Origin of the sequence: Bacillus sp. FSL K6-1338, assembly GCF_038006965.1 — a bacterium.
In the GTDB taxonomy this organism is placed as follows: Bacteria; Bacillota; Bacilli; order Bacillales; family Bacillaceae_G; genus Bacillus_A; species Bacillus_A thuringiensis_S.
In genome coordinates, this window is record NZ_JBBOWI010000001.1 from 1,128,021 (window position 1) to 1,146,362 (window position 18,342).

An 18,342-nucleotide genomic window follows, 5' to 3' on the forward strand; every position below is an offset into this window, starting at 1 on the left:
GAAATCAAATCTGTTATAAAACAGTTTAAGAAGGGGATGCTAATATGTCGACGCAAACTTCACGGGTTACACTCGTTGGAGAAATGTTACCAGCGTACAACGAAATATTGACACCTGAGGTGCTTAGTTTTTTGAAGGAACTACATGAGAATTTTAATGAGCGCCGCATAGAACTTTTACAAAAACGTGTAGAAAAACAAAAGAGAATTGATGCAGGGGAGTTTCCGAAGTTTCTAGAAGAAACAAAACACATACGTGAAGCGGATTGGACAATTGCCAAGCTGCCAAAAGACTTAGAGGATCGCCGCGTAGAGATTACTGGACCGGTAGATAGAAAGATGGTCATTAACGCTTTAAATTCAGGAGCGCATCTTTTTATGGCGGATTTTGAAGATTCGAATTCACCAACTTGGGAAAATGCAGTGGAAGGTCAAATCAACTTACGAGATGCAGTAAAGGGAACGATTTCACATGAAAATGATAAAGGGAAAGAATATAGATTAAATGAGAAAACAGCTGTACTCATTGTACGTCCAAGAGGATGGCATTTAGAGGAAAAGCATATGCAAGTTGATGGGGGAAATATGTCAGGTAGCTTAGTAGATTTCGGCTTGTACTTTTTCCATAATGCGAAAGCTCTTTTAGCAAAAGGGAGCGGCCCATACTTTTACTTACCGAAAATGGAAAGTTATTTAGAAGCGAGATTATGGAATGATGTATTCGTATTTGCTCAAAAATATATCGGCATTCCAAATGGAACGATTAAAGCAACTGTGTTACTGGAAACGATTCACGCTTCGTTTGAAATGGATGAAATTTTGTATGAGCTAAAAGATCATTCTGCTGGCTTAAACTGTGGAAGATGGGATTATATTTTTAGCTTTTTAAAGAGTTTCCGTAATCATAATAAATTCTTACTACCAGATAGAGCACAAGTCACGATGACAGCGCCATTTATGCGTTCGTATTCTTTGAAAGTAATTCAAACGTGTCACCGCCGTAATGCACCAGCAATTGGAGGAATGGCGGCACAAATTCCGATTAAAAATAATCCAGAAGCGAATGAAGCAGCTTTTGAAAAAGTGCGTGCTGATAAGGAGCGCGAAGCTTTAGACGGTCATGACGGGACTTGGGTTGCTCACCCTGGACTTGTACCGGTTGCAATGGAAGTATTTAATCACATTATGAAAACACCAAATCAAATTTTCAGAAAACGTGAAGAAATATGTGTAACAGAAAACGATTTACTAGAGGTACCGGTGGGAACGATTACAGAAGAGGGCCTTCGCATGAATATTAGCGTAGGTATTCAATATATTGCATCTTGGTTAAGCGGACGGGGAGCAGCACCCATTTATAACTTAATGGAAGATGCGGCAACTGCTGAAATTTCAAGAGCACAAGTATGGCAATGGATTCGTCATGAAGGTGGAAAACTAAATGATGGTCGTAATATTACGCTTGAATTAATGGAAGAGCTAAAAGAAGAAGAATTAGCAAAAATAGAAAGAGAGATTGGTAAGGAAGCCTTTAAGAAAGGGAGATTCCAAGAGGCGACAATGTTGTTTACAAATCTCGTTCGAAATGATGAATTCGTACCATTTTTAACATTACCAGGTTATGAAATTTTATAAAAAATGAAAAGGGGATGGAATAAATGAAAAACGAAAGAATCGAGAAATTACAAGAAAGCTGGGAATTAGATGAGCGTTGGAAAGGGATCACACGTCCATATTCGGCAGAAGATGTAATTCGCCTGCGCGGATCAATTGATATTGAACATACATTAGCGCGCCGCGGTGCTGAGAAGCTTTGGACATCGCTTCATACAGAAGACTATATTAACGCACTTGGCGCATTAACAGGAAATCAAGCGATGCAACAAGTAAAAGCTGGGTTAAAAGCGATTTACTTAAGTGGTTGGCAAGTGGCAGCTGATGCAAACCTTTCTGGACATATGTATCCAGACCAAAGTTTATATCCAGCGAACAGCGTACCTGCTGTAGTGAAACGAATTAATCAAACACTTCAACGTGCGGATCAAATTCAACATATGGAAGGAAGCGATGATACAGACTATTTCGTACCGATTGTAGCAGATGCAGAAGCTGGATTTGGTGGACAATTAAACGTATTCGAACTGATGAAAGGTATGATTGAAGCAGGTGCATCAGGTGTGCATTTTGAAGATCAATTATCTTCAGAGAAAAAATGTGGCCATTTAGGTGGAAAAGTACTACTACCAACGCAAACAGCGGTACGTAATTTAATTTCTGCACGTCTTGCAGCAGATGTAATGGGAGTGCCAACAATTATCGTTGCAAGAACAGATGCAGATGCAGCTGATTTAATTACGAGCGATATCGATCCTGTTGATAAAGCATTTATTACAGGAGAAAGAACACCAGAAGGATTTTACCGTACGAATGCAGGTCTTGATCAAGCGATTGCGCGCGGTTTAGCGTATGCACCGTATGCAGACCTCGTTTGGTGTGAAACGTCGGAACCAAATTTAGAAGATGCAAAACGATTTGCGGACGCAATTCATAAGGAGCATCCAGGAAAGTTACTTGCATATAACTGTTCACCTTCATTCAACTGGAAACAAAAACTAGATGAAAAAACAATTGCGAGCTTCCAAAAGGAAATCGCATCTTACGGTTATAAGTTCCAATTCGTAACACTTGCTGGATTCCATTCATTAAATTACGGTATGTTTGAACTAGCACGTGGCTATAAAGAGCGCGGCATGGCAGCATACTCTGAACTACAACAAGCTGAATTTGCAGCAGAAAAAAACGGCTACTCTGCAACACGTCATCAACGCGAAGTAGGAACAGGTTACTTTGATGAAGTTGCACAAGTGATTACAGGCGGAACTTCATCAACGACAGCGTTAAAAGGATCTACAGAAGAAGCACAGTTTACGAAATAAAAGGAAGGGGCACCTGTTTGAAGGGGGCCCCTTGTTATTTTGTGAACGATTCGAAAAGAGATATCAATTTATCGGCAAAAAACGATACTAACTTTTCTTTATTACTAAATCAACGCCACTCAGCCCTATGATTACGAATAAACTTCATATCTTTCTCATAATGCTCTAGATGTCCTTCATCAATCATTCTTTGGAAATTCAAGTCGCCTTCTTGCGCTTTTCGTTTCATATATGTACATAACCCTTCTAATCGTAGCAACACCATTCCTAAGTAATCTTCATCCATATTTTTACCATAGGACTGAACGAATAATTTCACTCTCTCTTTAATACGATCTGCATGTTGCGATGATTCATAATGAATGGCTTCACCAGATTCTGTATAATACACTCTACTTAAAGGCACACAAGTATAAAGTGTATAAGCGATATCCCATAGTCTTGGACCAGGAGCAGCAACATCGAAATCAATAATCCCTACTGGCTTCTCATTATTAAAAATAATGTTATATATGGCAAAATCATTGTGGCATAAAACCTCAATGTTATTTGGCGTGTGATCCATCGGTTTCCAATCATCTAATAACGGAAAATCACTTACAGCATCATGGTAAAGGCGGAGCATCTTTGCGATTCCTTTTAATACATCATTAGATCGCATATATTCTTTTAAAGGATAATTCCCAGCTTCTCCTTCAATAAAGGATAAAACCTCTCTATCTTCTTCATCTACACCTAAAAACTTTGGAGTATAATGAAATCCTTTGTTTTCTAAGTGTTGTAATAGCTTATGGATTTTTGCGCTATCTGGCTTTAACTCTCGACGAACAGTATTTTCAGAACGATATACGTTCGAAACGTTTCCGCCTGTTAGCTTTTCTTCGTTATCGTAGTTTGACATGTAAAAATTCCCCCTATAATTAAAAAATCCAATTCCAAATAGTGAATAGACCAACAATGGCAGAAAAGAGAAGGCAAGCAAGGAATGCTAGACAGCCAAAAGGAACTAGCTTATCTTGCCATGTTTCTTTATACTCATAAATTAACTCCTCTGCTACTTTCTTCTGCACTGAAGATAAAGGTTGATCTTTATACAAAGCTTTTATATGGTTAGAATCGCCTTTAAACTTTAAAGCGCGTGCAATATGATGAGGGTTATTTCCCATTGATTTCTCAAATAATAAACATGATTCATGCATAATATCTGTTTTATGCTCCTCTAGATACCAGTAACGTCCAGCCATTTCTGGATATTGTAATTTATAATAAATATCTCCGAGTTGTTTTCGAAGATGTAATTCATTTGGGTATGTAAAGATGAGGCCGTGCAATCTGTCTCTTGCTTTTCCAAGATTATTATTTTCAATATCCTCTTCGATTCTTTTTAATGTTTTTCTAGGAATTTTGTTGTTCATAAATTCCTCCTTATTTAGAATAGAGATAATTATATTTTATAAGAAATACTAAAAATTAGAAATTCCATTTTAGAAAAAGATTGTACATTTTATTTTAATGTGCTATGATGATGTCAGTTGAATAGTTAAATTAAGCAATCCATATGTTATCAAGTGCTGAAAACGAACGAGAAAAAGTATGTGAGAACTAGTTTATGTTTCGTATTTGATAATGTGTGGATTCTTTTTTTAGACAGGAAGACTAAAAAATTTAAAATTTGTATTTTCTTAGGAGGAAATAATTATGGCAGTAACAGGACAAGTAAAATGGTTTAACAACGAAAAAGGTTTCGGTTTCATCGAAGTTCCAGGCGAAAACGACGTATTCGTACACTTCTCAGCAATCGAAACTGACGGTTTCAAATCTTTAGAAGAAGGTCAAAAAGTTAGCTTCGAAATCGAAGACGGTAACCGTGGACCTCAAGCTAAAAACGTAATCAAACTATAATTTTATAGTTGATGATGGAAAAAAGGATGGCTAATGCCATCCTTTTTTTTTTTTTTTTTTTTTTTTAGGTTGTGCAGAAAATTTTTTCAGAGCCTGTTTTTATATCTAAATCTCTTTTTCTATGTTACAACTGGTAAAAAATTATCGGGAATGCGTATTAGTTTCTGTATAAGAATTAGTTCAGCAAGAGCATTTGCTGCGTATGATAGTAAATAACTATAAGTTTGTATTCTTTATTGAAATAGGGGAATCTTTTCCAGATAGACCTTGAGTCTCATCTTTTTTGTTAGTATTGTTATTGGAATTTTGTACGTTTTGAGATGATGTTTCTAACAGTTGTTCTTGTTCCTTGCTAGGAGTATTCAGAGCATCTGAGGGGATGCTATTAACCTGCTGACTTAATAGATTTTTATACAACTCCTTTTTAGAATTCGATAAAAAGCAATGTAATTATAAATAGCTACTTATATATATTGTGTTTTTGAATGACATTATATACAAAACTTATATTACAAAGTTAATTAATTGACGAATTGTTAGTGATGGAAAAAGATGTACAAATTTAAATTTTTTAGTAAAAATTAAAAGCGGGTAACAAGTACAAATACTCTTTCTCATGTTTTATATAAGGATCATATTACAAATCAAAAAAGATGTAGAGAACCTTGGAAGAAAATATAGTTGTTTTTCTAAGGGTGAAGAAGAATAAATAAAATGATACTACAAATGTAAAAAGGCTTTCCAAAAAGGAAGGCCTTTTACTCTTTTTTCGCTACGTTTTTCTTCTCACGTTTTTTACATTCTGTACATTTTGATTTACGAAACGGTTTGGCAAAGAATAGCAGAATAAAAAATAAACCGAATATAATACTAGCTGAATTTTTCACGATAATGACGCTACTATTTTTCATTTGAATCGATGGTTGGATCTCTTTTTCTTCCATAGTGGCCCTCCATATATTGGATTTACATTTTAATTATAACAAAGTTAATTGTTGTAATGATGTGAAATGAGGAAGTGATTTCAAATATTTATAGCAGTATAAATGCTTTTTTGTGCACAATGCCATCTTGTTATTTTTATATATTTATTTTGAAATTTGAAGAATGTTTGATAAATAATAAATTAATGTAAAATAGTAGAATGTGCAATCCGTTTTCTTTTCATAGGTGCTAAAATTATATATGCAGCTGCTAATATAAATGGAAAAAAGGAGATAATAGAGTATGGAAAGTAAAGTGGAACGCTATGTCGAAAATTATGTTGTAACGAAAAATACGATGGCCTTACTTCCTGTTATTCTAAGTGAAAAGAAAATTGTTACGCGAGTCGTTGAAATGAATGATTCTTTTTTCGTATTTCAAAAACCACTAGATATTATAGAAAGAAGTTGCCGAAAGCATGGTTCTAGTTTCTTAGGCAGAAAAGAAGGAACGAAAGAATTAACTCATATTACACATAAAGCACCGATTGCGATTAGTCCTACAGATCAACTTTATTTTTTCCCTACCTATTCTTACTCTAGAAAAGAGTGCGCTTGGTTGTCTCATTTTTATATTGAAGGTAATAAAGAATTAAAAGATGGAAATCTTATTATTAGGTTTATAAATGGCTTTGCTGTGAAATTAGAAATATCAAAAACTAGTTTTGAAAATCAACAAAATCGTACAGCGAAATTGCGTACTGAATATGAAGATCGTAGGAAAAAACAAGGGAGCCCTTGTTTTAAAGAGATTGATAAAAAAGAGGAATCAACATTAAGACCTGCTTATGAGAGAGTGTATTTTGTGAAGGAAGGCGAAGTGTGAAAGGATGGGGGAATCATCCCCATTCTTTTTTTGTTTATCCGCTATTTACCGGGCAGTAAGACGCACACATCAAAATTCAGCGAAAGCAAAGAAGTTAGGTGGGGGCCCTGCTGCCTGTAAAAGCCGGATTGGTGAGGGTTGATTAAAGTTTCATTTTATCAATCTTTATAGATAAAGAGATGTGTTAGAAAAACCGAGTTGTAATTTCATTTACCGATAAAAATACCGGAAAACCACCTAAATAACAAAACGAACGACATTTCCTGTCGAATATTGATAGATTATCATAGCTAAATAATGAAGGAATTCTTATGAAAGATATGGAAACTTTAATAAATACATCTCCATATGTCGTATCTACCATTTCCTCTTTCATATAAGCAATGATACAGTAGGGATAGTATTTAGAGTAAAGGGGTAAAGTGTAGAATGGATTTTCAGACAATCAAAGAGTATTTTTCACCAGAAAATATGGATCATATTGTTGAGAGTTATAAAGCGTTCGGACCACTTCTTGGTATTGGTTTACCGATGATAGAGGCGTTGATTCCAGCATTACCGCTTATTGTATTTGTACTGGCGAATGCTGTTGCATTTGGCTTTTGGCTCGGTTTTCTTTATTCATGGCTTGGATCAGTAATGGGTGCATTACTTGTCTTTTTCATCATCCGCCATTTTGGTCGCAGTCGTTTCTTTTCGTTTGTAAATAAGCATGAGAGAGTAAGAAAAGCAATGGGGTGGATTGAAAGGAAAGGATTCGCACCGATTTTTGTTATATTTTGTTTTCCGTTTACACCGTCAGCGCTAATAAATGTTGTCGCTGGTTTATCACGAATTAGTGTAAAACAGTTTGGGCTAGCGTTAGCATTCGGAAAACTTGTGATGATTTTTATTTTAACGTATATCGGTCATGATTTAATGTCATTTATTCATAATCCGGTGAAATCAGTCATTGTAGCGATTGGTATTTTTATTTTATGGTATGTCGGTAAGAAAATTGAAGTAAAGTTAGAACTACATTAAGAATAGTCTTCTTTGTAAAGGAAAGCTTCAGTATTAAAGGATAAGGGGAGAAGCGGATGAAGAAAACTTTGAAAAAAGAAGGCATAGAGTGGATACGAACAATTTTAATTGGTGTATTATTAGCTGTATTTTTTCGAACGTTTTTCTTCTCAACGTATGTTGTAGAGGGGAAGTCAATGATGCCGACATTGCAAGATGGTAATATGCTCGTTGTAAATAAGGTGAGTTATCAAGTTGGGGACTTGAACAGATTTGACGTTGTGGTGTTTCATGCGAATAAAAAAGAGGACTATGTAAAGCGAATTATCGGTTTACCTGGAGATCATATTGAATATAAGCATGATAAGTTATATATAAATGGACAATTTATTGATGAGCCGTATCTAGAGAAATATAAGAAAGAGATAAATGGAAGGCAACTAACAGGCGACTTTAAATTAGAAGAGTTAACGAAAGAAAAGCTGGTGCCACCCGGGTTTATTTTTGTAGTAGGTGATAACCGGCTCGGGAGCTGGGATAGTAGACACTTTGGCTTTGTAAAAGCTGATACAGTCGTCGGTAAAGTTGATTTGCGATATTGGCCAATTCAAGAGGTGCAAACGAATTTTTCAAAAGGTTGATATAATAGATAGAAGTATAGAAAAGACAAACAACTCAGTTTGTCTTTTTTCGTGTACTATAATACAATTATAGTAGCAAACTAACGTTCGTTATGTAAGTGAAAGGTGGGGTTACATGTCACTTCGATTTGTGATTGGTAGAGCGGGAAGTGGAAAAAGTACACTTTGTTTACGCGAAGTGCAAGAAGAGTTAAAACAACGCCCGAGAGGGAAAACAATATTATATCTTGTGCCAGAACAGATGACATTCCAGACGCAGCAGGCGTTAATTGGAAGTGAGGATGTAAGAGGTTCTATTCGGGCACAAGTTTTTAGTTTTTCACGATTAGCGTGGAAGGTACTACAAGAAGTTGGCGGAGCGAGTCGTCTTCATATTGATGAAGCGGGTGTACATATGTTACTCCGTAAAATTGTAGAGTCTCGTAAAGATGGATTATCGGTGTTCCAAAAAGCAGCGGAGCAAAACGGTTTCTTTGAACATCTTGGCAGTATGATTGCAGAGTTTAAACGTTACAATGTAACGCCATCTAACGTATATGAAATGTGGCAACAATTGGATGCGCATAGTAGCAGTGCCGAACAAAAGTTACTAGCGAATAAAGTGTATGATTTACAGCTATTATACGATGATTTTGAACGTGCTTTAATTGGAAAATATTTAGATTCAGAAGACTACCTGCAATTGCTAGTGGAAAAGCTTCCGCAGTCTGAATATGTAAATGGTGCGGAAATTTATATAGATGGATTTCATTCATTCTCCCCGCAAGAGTTAGAGATTGTAAGACAGCTTATGATTTGCGGAGCGAGAGTTACGATCACGTTAACGATAGATGAAAAAACGTTAGCACAGCCAGTAAATGAACTCGATTTATTTTATGAAACGACGTTAACGTATGAAAAAATCAAACAAGTAGCGCGTGAAGAGAAAATAGAAATTGAAAAAACAATTCCACTTATGGAACAGCCGCGTTTTCATTCTCCAGCATTAGCGCATTTAGAAGCTCATTATGAAGCGCGTCCAAATGAAAAATTTAACGGTGAAGCGAGTGTAACGATTAGCACAGCTGCGAATTTACGAGCGGAGGTAGAAGGTGTTGCTCGTGAAATTCGTAAACTTGTTGCGAATGAAAAATATCGTTACCGAGATATTGCAGTGCTTCTTCGTAATGGGGAAAGTTATTACGATGTGATGCGCACGTTATTTACAGATTACAATATCCCGCACTTCATCGATGAAAAGCGTCCGATGTCACACCACCCATTAGTAGAATGTATTCGTTCTGCACTCGAGATTATTAGTGGGAATTGGCGTTATGATGCGGTGTTCCGCTGCGTGAAAACAGAGCTTTTATATCCATTAGACGTAAGAAAAGAAACGATGCGTGAAGAAATGGATGAATTTGAAAATTACTGTTTAGCGTACGGTGTACAAGGAAAGAGGTGGACTTCAGAGGATCCATGGATGTATCGCCGTTATCGTTCTCTTGATGATACGAACGGGATGATTACAGACAGTGAACGTGAAATGGAAGAGAAAATAAATAGGTTACGTGACGTTGTAAGAACACCTGTTATTCGCATGCAAAAAAGGTTAAAGCGTGCAGGAACAGTTATGCAAATGTGTGAAGCAGTTTACTTATTTTTAGAAGAACTGGATGTTCCGAAGAAGCTAGAAGAATTACGTATACGTGCAGAAGAAAGTGGAGATTTCTTATTTGCGACAGATCATGAACAAGTATGGGAAGAAGTAATGAGTCTTCTTGATACATTTGTAGAGATGCTTGGTGAAGAGAAAATGTCTCTTTCTATGTTTACGGACGTTATGTCGACAGGTCTTGAGGCACTTCAATTTGCTAACATTCCGCCGTCATTAGACCAAGTGTTAATTGCTAATATTGATCACTCCAGGTTATCTGACGTGAAAGCAACGTTTATTATAGGTGTAAATGAGGGGGTCATTCCAGCAGCACCTATGGATGAAGGTATGCTTTCTGATGAGGAAAGAGAAGTTCTTGGTGCGGCAGGGATTGAATTAGCGCCAACGACGAGACAAACTTTGTTAGAAGAACAGTTCGTTATGTATCAAATGGTAACGAGAGCGTCTGAGAGGTTATACATTTCATGCCCGCTTGCAGATGAAGAAGGAAAGACGTTACTTGCGTCTAGCTTTATTAAGAAAATAAAAAGAATGTTCCCTAATGTGAAAGATTCATTTATTACGAATGACGTAAATGATTTATCACGTTCAGAACAAATTTCATACGTGGCAACGCCAGAAGTAACGTTATCTTACGTTATGCAGCAACTACAAACGTGGAAGCGATACGGATTTGAAGGTAATTTAGACTTTTGGTGGGACGTATACAACTTCTACGTAACTTCAGATGAATGGAAACAAAAAAGTAGCCGCGTCTTATCAAGTTTATTCTATCGAAATCGTGCGAAGAAACTAAGTACAGCAGTAAGTAGAGATTTATATGGAGATATAATTAAAGGAAGCGTCTCTCGTATGGAACTATTTAATCGTTGTGCATACGCTCATTTTGCACAGCACGGTTTATCACTTAGAGAGCGTGATATTTTCAAGCTTGATGCACCAGACATCGGTGAATTATTCCATGCGGCATTAAAGAAAATTGCGGATAAGTTATTGCGTGAAAACCGCACTTGGGCGGATTTATCTATAAAAGAGTGTGAGCATCTTTCTGTCTTAGTAATAGAAGAAATCGCACCGTTATTACAACGACAAATTTTATTAAGTTCAAACCGTCATTTCTATTTAAAACAAAAACTACAACAAATCATTTTCCGTACGTCAATCATTCTTCGTGAACATGCGAAGTCGAGCGGATTCGTACCAGTTGATTTAGAAGTGCCATTCGGTATGGGCGGTACAGGATCACTTCCGCCGATGGAATTCTCACTACCAAATGGTGTGAAGATGGAAGTAGTCGGCCGTATTGACCGTGTTGATAAGGCAGAAGATGAGAACGGGACGTTCTTACGTATTATTGATTATAAATCAAGTTCAAAAGCGTTAGATTTAACAGAAGTGTATTACGGATTAGCACTTCAAATGTTAACGTATTTAGATGTTGTTACTTCGAATGCACAGACGTGGATGAAAAAAGGCCAAGCAGCATCACCAGCGGGTGTATTGTATTTTCATATCCATAATCCAATTGTTGAAATGAAAGGTGACGCATCTGAAGCCGAAATTGAAAAAGAAATTTTAAAGAAATTTAAAATGAAAGGACTCGTATTAGGAGATGCGGACGTTGTTCGTTTAATGGATAACAAACTTTCAACAGGAAGTTCAGATATTATTTCTGCTGGCCTGAAAAAAGACGGTAGCTTTAGTGCGCGTTCAAGTATTGCAAGTGAGCAAGAGTTTAACGTACTGCAAAAATATGTACACCATACGTTTGAAAATATCGGAAAAGATATTACAGAAGGTGTTATCGATATTGCTCCTTATAAAATGGGAAATAAAGCAGCGTGCACGTTCTGTAACTTCAAATCTGTTTGTCAATTTGATGAGTCACTTGAAGATAATCAATTCCGTACGTTAAAAGATATGAAAGATAGTGAAGCGATGGAGAAAATAAGAGAGGAGGTTGGCGGAGAATGATAGAAAATTGGCCTAAAAAACCAGAAGGTAGTCAATGGACAGATGACCAGTGGAAAGCTGTTGTAGCGAACGGACGTGATATTTTAGTTGCGGCTGCAGCTGGATCAGGTAAAACAGCAGTATTAGTTGAACGTATTATTAAAAAGATTATTAATGAAGAGAATCCAGTCGATGTCGACCGCCTGCTCGTTGTAACATTTACAAATGCAGCAGCGCAAGAGATGAAAAATCGAATTGGGGAAGCGTTAGAAAAGGTATTAATTGATGAACCAGGCTCTCAGCATGTAAGAAAGCAACTGAGCCTATTAAATAAAGCTTCCATTTCAACAATTCACTCATTCTGTTTACAAGTAATTAGAGGATATTACTACATGCTGGATGTTGATCCTCGTTTCCGTATTGCGAATCAAACAGAAAATGAATTGTTAAAAGAAGAAGTGCTAGATGACATATTAGAAGAAGAGTACGGAATCGAAGATAATACAATCTTCTTTGAACTTGTTGATCGTTATACGAGTGACCGTAGTGATGATGACTTACAACGTATGATTTTAGCGCTTCATACAGAGTCAAGAGCGCATCCAAATCCGGAAAAATGGCTTGATAAATTAGTAGAAGCATATGACGTAGAAGGAAAGACAATTGAAGATTTAGTATATGCTTCTTATTTATTAGAAGATGTGAAATTCCAGCTTGAAACAGCGGAACAGCATATTCGTAAGGCAACTGAACTCGCAATGCTTCCTGACGGTCCAGCGCCTCGCGTTGAAACCCTGCAAGCAGATGTAGCATTACTTGGAACGTTATCATCAGCTGCTCGTGAGTCGTGGACAAGCGTGTATGAAGCGATGCAAAACGTATCGTGGCAAACGTTAAAGCGTATTAAGAAAAGTGATTACAATGAAGATGTTGTAAAACAAGTAGACTCTCTTCGTAATAAAGCGAAAGATGAAGTAAAGAAATTACAAGAAGAGTTATTTAGCCGCAAACCTGAAAGTTTCTTACGAGATTTTCAAGATATGCACCCAGTATTAGAAAAGCTTGTTCAACTTGTAAAAGTATTTACAGAGCGTTTCCAAGCGATGAAGCGAGATAAAGGAATGGTCGATTTCACAGATTTAGAGCATTTCTGTTTACAAATTTTAAGTGAACAAAGTGAAAATGGTGAAATGAATCCGTCAGCAGTGGCGCTCCAATATCGTAATAAATTTACTGAAGTATTAGTCGATGAATATCAAGATACGAACTTTGTACAGGAATCCATTATTAAATTCGTAACGAAAGATTCTGAGAGTGAAGGAAACTTGTTCATGGTTGGTGACGTAAAGCAGTCGATTTATCGTTTCCGACTAGCTGAACCAGGACTATTCCTAGGAAAGTATAAACGCTTCACACAAGAAGGATTGGGCGGCGGAATGAAGATTGACTTAGCGAAAAACTTCCGTAGTCGTCATGAAGTACTAGCAGGTACGAACTTCATTTTCAAACAAATTATGGGCGAAGAAGTTGGAGAGATTGACTACGATGCTGACGCTGAATTAAAACTAGGTGCTACCTATCCAGAAGGTGAAGATGTAGCGGCAGAATTACTCTGTATTCAGCAAACGGAAGAAGAAGTAATAGACGGTGAAGAAGGTGCAGAAGTCGAAAAAGCACAGCTTGAAGCTCGCCTTATGGCGCAGCGCATTAAAGCGATGGTTGATTCCGGTTATGAAGTGTATGACCGTAAAACGGATAGTATGCGTCCTGTACAATACCGCGACTTCGTTATTTTACTTCGCTCCATGCCGTGGGCGCCGCAAATTATGGAAGAGTTAAAATTGCAAGGAATTCCGGTATATGCTGACCTTGCGACTGGTTATTTTGAAGCAACGGAAGTAAATATTATGATGAACGTATTCCGCGTTATTGATAATCCGATGCAAGATATCCCGCTTGCAGCTGTACTTCGTTCCCCAATCGTTGGATTAAACGATGAAGACCTTGCGACGCTTCGTGCTCACGGAAAGAAAGGCTCGTTTTATGAAGTAATGAGCTCATTCTTAAAAGGTGCACCGCTTGAAGAGGAACAAGAACTTCATGAAAAACTAGAGTGGTTTTATAACTTACTGCAAGGATGGCGTGAATTTGCACGTCAACAATCACTTTCTGATTTAATTTGGAAAGTGTACGGCGAGACAGGTTATTACGACTTCGTTGGCGGTTTACCAGCTGGAAAGCAAAGGCAGGCAAACTTACGCGTACTATATGACCGTGCAAGACAATATGAAGCAACATCATTTAGAGGATTATTCCGCTTCTTACGTTTTATTGAACGTATTTTAGAACGCGGTGATGATATGGGGACGGCGAGGGCCCTCGGTGAACAAGAAGACGTTGTTCGCATCATGACGATCCATAAAAGTAAAGGGCTAGAGTTCCCGGTTGTATTTGTAGCTGGACTCGGCCGTCGTTTTAATACACAAGACTTAATGAAACGTTTCTTACTCCATAAAGATTTCGGTTTCGGTTCGCAATTTATCGATCCGCGTAAACGAATTAAATACACGACATTATCACAGCTTGCGATTAAACGTAAAATGAAAATGGAATTAATTGCGGAAGAAATGCGCGTACTATACGTAGCGTTGACGCGTGCGAAAGAGAAGTTAATTTTAATCGGAACAGTTAAGGATGCAAATAAGGAGATGGAAAAATGGCTTGATGCGAGGGAACATAGTGAATGGTTATTACCGGATCACATACGTGCCGGAGCGTCTTGTTATTTAGACTGGATTGCACCTTCATTATATAGACACCGTGATAGTGAAATGCTTCTTGAATTAGGACAAGGAAGTATTCCAGATGAAATTTACGGGTATGACACGAACTGGAAAGTAGAAGTTGTGGACGGTAACACGCTACTTGCACCAGAGCCAGTTCAAGAAGAGAAACAAGAATTGTTAGAAGCGCTTCGTGAGAAAAAGGCTGTTCCCCTGCAAAGTGAACGGAAAGAAGAAGTGTACGACAGATTAATGTGGAAGTACGGATATGAGGATGCAACATCTTATCGTGCGAAGCAATCTGTTACAGAAATAAAGAGAAATTATCAATCTGAAGAAGGTAGCGATAATGCCTTTATTAAAAAACTACGTACGCCAATTAAAACACGTCCGCGCTTTATGGAGAAAAAAGGATTAACGTACGCAGAGCGTGGAACAGCAGTCCATGCCGTTATGCAGCATGTTGATTTGAAGAAGCCGATTACGGTTGAAGTTCTGCAAGAGCAAATTGCTGGAATGGTAAATAAGGAATTATTAACATTCGAGCAGGCGGAAGAAATAGCGATTGAAAAAGTAATTTCATTCTTTGACAGTGATTTAGGTAAAAGGGTACTAGCGGCGAAAAGTGTTGAGCGTGAAGTGCCATTTACGATGATGCTTGCAGCAGAAGAAGCATATCAAGATTGGCAAGGGAAGAGTGAAGAAACGATTCTTGTCCAAGGGGTTATCGACTGCATGATTGAAGAGGAAGACGGCATTACGTTAATCGACTTCAAAACAGATACGATTGAAGGGAAATTCCCAGGCGGATTCGAACAAGCAAAACCAATTTTAGAAGATCGATATAAAGTACAGCTTTCGTTATATGCAAAAGCACTGGAGAAAAGCTTACAACATCCTGTGAAAGAGAAATGTTTATACTTCTTTGATGGGAATCATGTTGTAAATATTGAGGAATAGAGGGGCTTGAAAATGGTAACGGAAAAAACGTTAAGAACTTGTGAAAAAGGACATGAATACTACAAAAGTAGCGATTGCCCAACTTGCCCGACTTGTGAGAAAGAAAAGAAACCTAAAACAGGATTTCTTTCACTTCTTTCATCACCAGCACGAAATGCGCTAGAGCACCATGGAATTCACACGATAGAAGAACTATCCAAGTATAGTGAAAAAGAGATTTTAAAACTGCATGGTATGGGACCTGCGTCTATGCCGAAGCTTAGAAAGGCTTTGGAGGAGAGAGGGTTAGCATTTAAATAAAATGAAATAGTGCCTCTTTACTACTTACTTGTTTATACTGCTATTTGTGGACAGTAAAGCTCTTTCTTATTAAAATTTCATTTTAATAATTTTGAATTAGATAAAAGAAAAAAGTAGGAGAATATCTCCTACTTTTTTTACGCTGTTCCAATCTGATCTTGATCCGCCACATCAGAATCAAACGTATTTGTTGCACTAACACCGTTAAACGTATTTACGACAAATCCAACATTGGAAGCCCCAGATCCGTTATAAGCTTTCGTGTTTTCTTTCGGAGATACGTTATAAAAATCTCCTAAGTTGAAAGAGCCGTTACTATTTTGAACGACGAGATTTCCTACAACCGAAGGCATACCATCCACCTACTTTACTAAGCTTTTTACTTACTATATGAATTATTGTGCGGAAGGTTCATCCGTAATATATTGGCGGATTTGCATAATACGAGAGTTATTAAAACCATAATCAACATTTCCAATTTGAAAGCAACCAGAATTTAAAAGTGTCCGCAATTCAACATTATTAACTTCAATAAAAGGGCATTCATTTACAATATTTAATTTTACATCTGTCGTTCGTTTTGGAATTGTAATGTGTTCATCTGTAAAGATTTCAAAAGCATCAAAGCGACCTTCTCCCCTTATATAACAAGGAATTTCACGGTGGACGGCAAGAGCTCTACTTTTTAATTCCATTTGGTTTGCATCTCCAACTTGAAATACGGCAGTAATCCCTAAAGAAATAATAGAAACATTTTGGACAATGGACACATGATGCAACATAATTTCTCAGTCTCCTTAACCTGGAGTAGGAGGGACATCTGTTACTAATGGTACAAATGGACCCTCTGTAACTGTTTCAAATGGTGTATCGAGAATAGAAGATAGAATGAGGAGATTTGCATCTCCAATTAAAAAGAGTGCGGACGACGATACACCGTTCATTTTAATCTGTCCGACTTTTAACTCACGGTTTACAACGTTAAGGTTCATACATACTTACTCCTTTCGGAAATTTCCCGGTATGTGCTGAATAAATGAGAGAAAGGCTTTGTCAATATCTTGTTTCATTGCCTGGATAATGATATCTCGTAAATAATCTGGATCTGTTGAAATACCTTCATATGATTGAACTTGTGATAAATAATAAGGGAGTCGATGCTCCATCTGTTTTTTTATGTCATCCACCATCATTTGTCGATACATTTCATCAAGCGGTGTTCTCTCTTCTTGTTCAAAATGGAGAATACGATTATATGCTTCTTCATCTAAGTATCGATGCATTTCTTGGAGGATACCTTGATAAAAGTCTGGGTTTGTTTCGGTTTCAGGATTTACCTTCAATGTTTCTGTATCCACTTGAAAATCTTCAATTTGTTGTCCTTTTGCTGAAAATGGGTTTAAGCCAATATTTAAAGTGCCATTTAAATTTTCGACTTTTAATTGATCGAATTTGTATTCCACTTTTCCTACAGAAGAGGAGGGGCGATTTTTTAATTCGTTAAGCTCTTCTTGGAGTTGACGCACTTGATCTTCTAAATTGAGGATGGCTGCTTGTTGTGTTTGAAGAGCTTGTTGAAGTTGGTGTAAGTAAGTATATATATCTTGATTCATTTGTGAAACCTCCTTTTCAATAGGGAGGGTAAAAATATTCCTGCTATATATTTATGACAAGGATGTCTTAAGAAGAACTAGTTGATGGTTTGATAGAAATAATTTGTCCGTTTGCCTGTAATGGGCGAAGCGGCTCCGTAAATCCGCCCGTATTTGAAAATTTGGATAGGGCTTTAATACTTCCGGCAGTGCCAATTTGGAATACAGAAGAGGTTGTAATGCTATCAATTTTAATGCTGTTAATGATAATGCTTTGGTTTACGTAAAAATTCAATACAATCGCCCCCTTTAAGTTGAACCAATTATCGCTTGATCAACGACATCTGAATCATTAACAGTCGTTGCACTTTGATAATTGTAGACAGAAACATTATCTCCAACATTAAAAGAGCCGGCCCCGGCGAAAGCACGTGAGTAACTAATAGGCCTAATCGCAAATACATCTCCAATATGAAAAATACCACTTGATCCAATATTGACGATACGAATATGTCCGACCATAGCTGGCATACAAAACACCCTTCGTTTTTAAAATTTTCTTTTCTACTATTGTATGGGCGTTTCCGATAAAATGTGTGTTTTTTTGAAATAAAAGAAACACACACATTATTGAGTGTGTGTGTTGAGTGTTTGATTTGAGTGAAAATCCGTATGTACATGCCAAATTACATTTAAGAGCCTGTCCAGTTCTTGGCTACAATCCACTGTTTTTTGAGAAGTCATTCCATAGCGTTCAGCAAAATAAATCATTTTTTCACGTTTTTTTTCAATCGCTTGCTCAAACATT

General features: G+C 37.1%; 20 protein-coding genes. 9 read left to right on the forward strand and 11 right to left on the reverse strand.

Annotation, left to right across the window (positions count from 1 at the left end):
* Positions 1-44: 44 nt before the first annotated feature.
* Both aceB and aceA read left to right on the forward strand, forming a co-directional pair.
* Positions 45-1,634 carry a malate synthase A gene (aceB, locus tag NZ044_RS05955; RefSeq protein ID WP_000107343.1) on the forward strand — a complete coding sequence of 530 codons (1,590 nt, stop codon included), beginning with the start codon at positions 45-47 and terminating at the stop codon, positions 1,632-1,634.
* A gap of 23 nt (positions 1,635-1,657) precedes the next feature.
* Complete coding sequence (aceA, locus tag NZ044_RS05960) at positions 1,658-2,935, forward strand: isocitrate lyase (RefSeq protein WP_098506807.1); 1,278 nt, start codon at positions 1,658-1,660, stop codon at positions 2,933-2,935.
* Positions 2,936-3,044: 109 nt separating this feature from the next.
* Here aceA and NZ044_RS05965 read toward each other — a convergent pair whose 3' ends face one another.
* Together NZ044_RS05965 and NZ044_RS05970 are read right to left on the reverse strand one after the other, a co-directional pair.
* A complete protein-coding gene (locus NZ044_RS05965; protein WP_000073811.1) occupies positions 3,045-3,836 on the reverse strand; it encodes a phosphotransferase in 792 nt (263 codons plus the stop codon).
* A gap of 19 nt (positions 3,837-3,855) precedes the next feature.
* A complete protein-coding gene (locus tag NZ044_RS05970) occupies positions 3,856-4,350 on the reverse strand; it encodes a DUF6584 family protein (RefSeq protein WP_001060337.1) in 495 nt (164 codons plus the stop codon).
* Positions 4,351-4,633: 283 nt separating this feature from the next.
* On the opposite strand from NZ044_RS05970, the gene cspA reads away from it, so the two are divergent.
* A complete protein-coding gene (cspA, locus tag NZ044_RS05975) occupies positions 4,634-4,837 on the forward strand; it encodes an RNA chaperone/antiterminator CspA (RefSeq protein WP_000301518.1) in 204 nt (67 codons plus the stop codon).
* 216 nt (positions 4,838-5,053) lie between these two features.
* On the opposite strand, the gene NZ044_RS05980 is transcribed toward cspA, so the two are convergent.
* Together NZ044_RS05980 and NZ044_RS05985 are read right to left on the reverse strand one after the other, a co-directional pair.
* On the reverse strand, positions 5,054-5,254 hold the full coding sequence (locus NZ044_RS05980; protein WP_098505570.1) for a hypothetical protein: 201 nt from the start codon (positions 5,252-5,254) through the stop codon (positions 5,054-5,056).
* A gap of 341 nt (positions 5,255-5,595) precedes the next feature.
* Entirely contained in the window at positions 5,596-5,781 is a 186-nt protein-coding gene (locus NZ044_RS05985) for a hypothetical protein (protein ID WP_000391375.1), read from the reverse strand.
* A gap of 283 nt (positions 5,782-6,064) precedes the next feature.
* On the opposite strand from NZ044_RS05985, the gene NZ044_RS05990 reads away from it, so the two are divergent.
* The 6 genes from NZ044_RS05990 (at position 6,065) to NZ044_RS06015 (ending at position 15,942) form a co-directional block, all read left to right on the forward strand.
* Complete coding sequence (locus NZ044_RS05990; RefSeq protein WP_000444446.1) at positions 6,065-6,646, forward strand: competence protein ComK; 582 nt, start codon at positions 6,065-6,067, stop codon at positions 6,644-6,646.
* Positions 6,647-7,075: 429 nt separating this feature from the next.
* Entirely contained in the window at positions 7,076-7,669 is a 594-nt protein-coding gene (locus NZ044_RS05995) for a TVP38/TMEM64 family protein (RefSeq protein WP_000347517.1), read from the forward strand.
* 56 nt (positions 7,670-7,725) lie between these two features.
* Positions 7,726-8,289 carry a signal peptidase I gene (gene lepB, locus NZ044_RS06000; RefSeq protein WP_000751896.1) on the forward strand — a complete coding sequence of 188 codons (564 nt, stop codon included), beginning with the start codon at positions 7,726-7,728 and terminating at the stop codon, positions 8,287-8,289.
* A 115-nt stretch (positions 8,290-8,404) separates the two neighbouring features.
* On the forward strand, positions 8,405-11,920 hold the full coding sequence (gene addB / locus NZ044_RS06005; RefSeq protein WP_063675092.1) for a helicase-exonuclease AddAB subunit AddB: 3,516 nt from the start codon (positions 8,405-8,407) through the stop codon (positions 11,918-11,920).
* The gene (addA, locus tag NZ044_RS06010; protein ID WP_000572304.1) at positions 11,917-15,642 is read left to right on the forward strand and encodes a helicase-exonuclease AddAB subunit AddA; all 3,726 of its coding nucleotides are present in this window, start codon (positions 11,917-11,919) and stop codon (positions 15,640-15,642) included. Before addB ends, addA begins: the two co-directional genes overlap by 4 nt.
* A gap of 12 nt (positions 15,643-15,654) precedes the next feature.
* Positions 15,655-15,942 carry an RNA polymerase alpha subunit C-terminal domain-containing protein gene (locus tag NZ044_RS06015; RefSeq protein WP_098505571.1) on the forward strand — a complete coding sequence of 96 codons (288 nt, stop codon included), beginning with the start codon at positions 15,655-15,657 and terminating at the stop codon, positions 15,940-15,942.
* Positions 15,943-16,079: 137 nt separating this feature from the next.
* Here the strand turns inward: NZ044_RS06015 and gerPF are convergent, their stop codons facing one another.
* The 7 genes from gerPF to NZ044_RS06050 form a co-directional block, all read right to left on the reverse strand.
* Complete coding sequence (gerPF, locus tag NZ044_RS06020; protein ID WP_001141566.1) at positions 16,080-16,295, reverse strand: spore germination protein GerPF; 216 nt, start codon at positions 16,293-16,295, stop codon at positions 16,080-16,082.
* 42 nt (positions 16,296-16,337) lie between these two features.
* Positions 16,338-16,724, reverse strand: coding sequence for a spore germination protein GerPE (locus NZ044_RS06025; protein WP_000902327.1), 387 nt, complete (start codon positions 16,722-16,724; stop codon positions 16,338-16,340).
* A 15-nt stretch (positions 16,725-16,739) separates the two neighbouring features.
* Complete coding sequence (gene gerPD / locus NZ044_RS06030) at positions 16,740-16,934, reverse strand: spore germination protein GerPD (protein ID WP_001052807.1); 195 nt, start codon at positions 16,932-16,934, stop codon at positions 16,740-16,742.
* Positions 16,935-16,940: 6 nt separating this feature from the next.
* Positions 16,941-17,555 (reverse strand): spore germination protein GerPC, encoded by a 615-nt coding sequence (gene gerPC, locus NZ044_RS06035; protein WP_001070761.1) that lies wholly within the window; start codon positions 17,553-17,555, stop codon positions 16,941-16,943.
* A 67-nt stretch (positions 17,556-17,622) separates the two neighbouring features.
* Positions 17,623-17,829 carry a spore germination protein GerPB gene (gene gerPB / locus NZ044_RS06040; RefSeq protein WP_001012509.1) on the reverse strand — a complete coding sequence of 69 codons (207 nt, stop codon included), beginning with the start codon at positions 17,827-17,829 and terminating at the stop codon, positions 17,623-17,625.
* Positions 17,830-17,843: 14 nt separating this feature from the next.
* The gene (gerPA, locus tag NZ044_RS06045; RefSeq protein WP_001111188.1) at positions 17,844-18,065 is read right to left on the reverse strand and encodes a spore germination protein GerPA; all 222 of its coding nucleotides are present in this window, start codon (positions 18,063-18,065) and stop codon (positions 17,844-17,846) included.
* 96 nt (positions 18,066-18,161) lie between these two features.
* Entirely contained in the window at positions 18,162-18,341 is a 180-nt protein-coding gene (locus NZ044_RS06050) for an aspartyl-phosphate phosphatase Spo0E family protein (protein ID WP_000462848.1), read from the reverse strand.
* Between the last annotated feature and the right edge of the window lies 1 nt (position 18,342).

Excerpts from the sequence above, each read along its gene's own strand:
- addA (WP_000572304.1), top strand. The coding sequence starts at position 11,917 with ATGATAGAAAATTGGCCTAAAAAACCAGAAGGTAGTCAATGGACAGAT.
- NZ044_RS05965 (WP_000073811.1), bottom strand. The coding sequence starts at position 3,836 with ATGTCAAACTACGATAACGAAGAAAAGCTAACAGGCGGAAACGTTTCG.
- gerPC (WP_001070761.1), bottom strand. The coding sequence starts at position 17,555 with ATGAATCAAGATATATATACTTACTTACACCAACTTCAACAAGCTCTT.
- aceA (WP_098506807.1), top strand. The coding sequence starts at position 1,658 with ATGAAAAACGAAAGAATCGAGAAATTACAAGAAAGCTGGGAATTAGAT.
- NZ044_RS05970 (WP_001060337.1), bottom strand. The coding sequence starts at position 4,350 with ATGAACAACAAAATTCCTAGAAAAACATTAAAAAGAATCGAAGAGGAT.
- aceB (WP_000107343.1), top strand. The coding sequence starts at position 45 with ATGTCGACGCAAACTTCACGGGTTACACTCGTTGGAGAAATGTTACCA.
- gerPA (WP_001111188.1), bottom strand. The coding sequence starts at position 18,065 with ATGCCAGCTATGGTCGGACATATTCGTATCGTCAATATTGGATCAAGT.
- gerPF (WP_001141566.1), bottom strand. The coding sequence starts at position 16,295 with ATGCCTTCGGTTGTAGGAAATCTCGTCGTTCAAAATAGTAACGGCTCT.
- NZ044_RS06025 (WP_000902327.1), bottom strand. The coding sequence starts at position 16,724 with ATGTTGCATCATGTGTCCATTGTCCAAAATGTTTCTATTATTTCTTTA.
- NZ044_RS06050 (WP_000462848.1), bottom strand. The coding sequence starts at position 18,341 with ATGTTTGAGCAAGCGATTGAAAAAAAACGTGAAAAAATGATTTATTTT.
- NZ044_RS06015 (WP_098505571.1), top strand. The coding sequence starts at position 15,655 with ATGGTAACGGAAAAAACGTTAAGAACTTGTGAAAAAGGACATGAATAC.
- NZ044_RS05990 (WP_000444446.1), top strand. The coding sequence starts at position 6,065 with ATGGAAAGTAAAGTGGAACGCTATGTCGAAAATTATGTTGTAACGAAA.
- cspA (WP_000301518.1), top strand. The coding sequence starts at position 4,634 with ATGGCAGTAACAGGACAAGTAAAATGGTTTAACAACGAAAAAGGTTTC.
- NZ044_RS05995 (WP_000347517.1), top strand. The coding sequence starts at position 7,076 with ATGGATTTTCAGACAATCAAAGAGTATTTTTCACCAGAAAATATGGAT.
- gerPD (WP_001052807.1), bottom strand. The coding sequence starts at position 16,934 with ATGAACCTTAACGTTGTAAACCGTGAGTTAAAAGTCGGACAGATTAAA.
- lepB (WP_000751896.1), top strand. The coding sequence starts at position 7,726 with ATGAAGAAAACTTTGAAAAAAGAAGGCATAGAGTGGATACGAACAATT.
- NZ044_RS05985 (WP_000391375.1), bottom strand. The coding sequence starts at position 5,781 with ATGGAAGAAAAAGAGATCCAACCATCGATTCAAATGAAAAATAGTAGC.
- addB (WP_063675092.1), top strand. The coding sequence starts at position 8,405 with ATGTCACTTCGATTTGTGATTGGTAGAGCGGGAAGTGGAAAAAGTACA.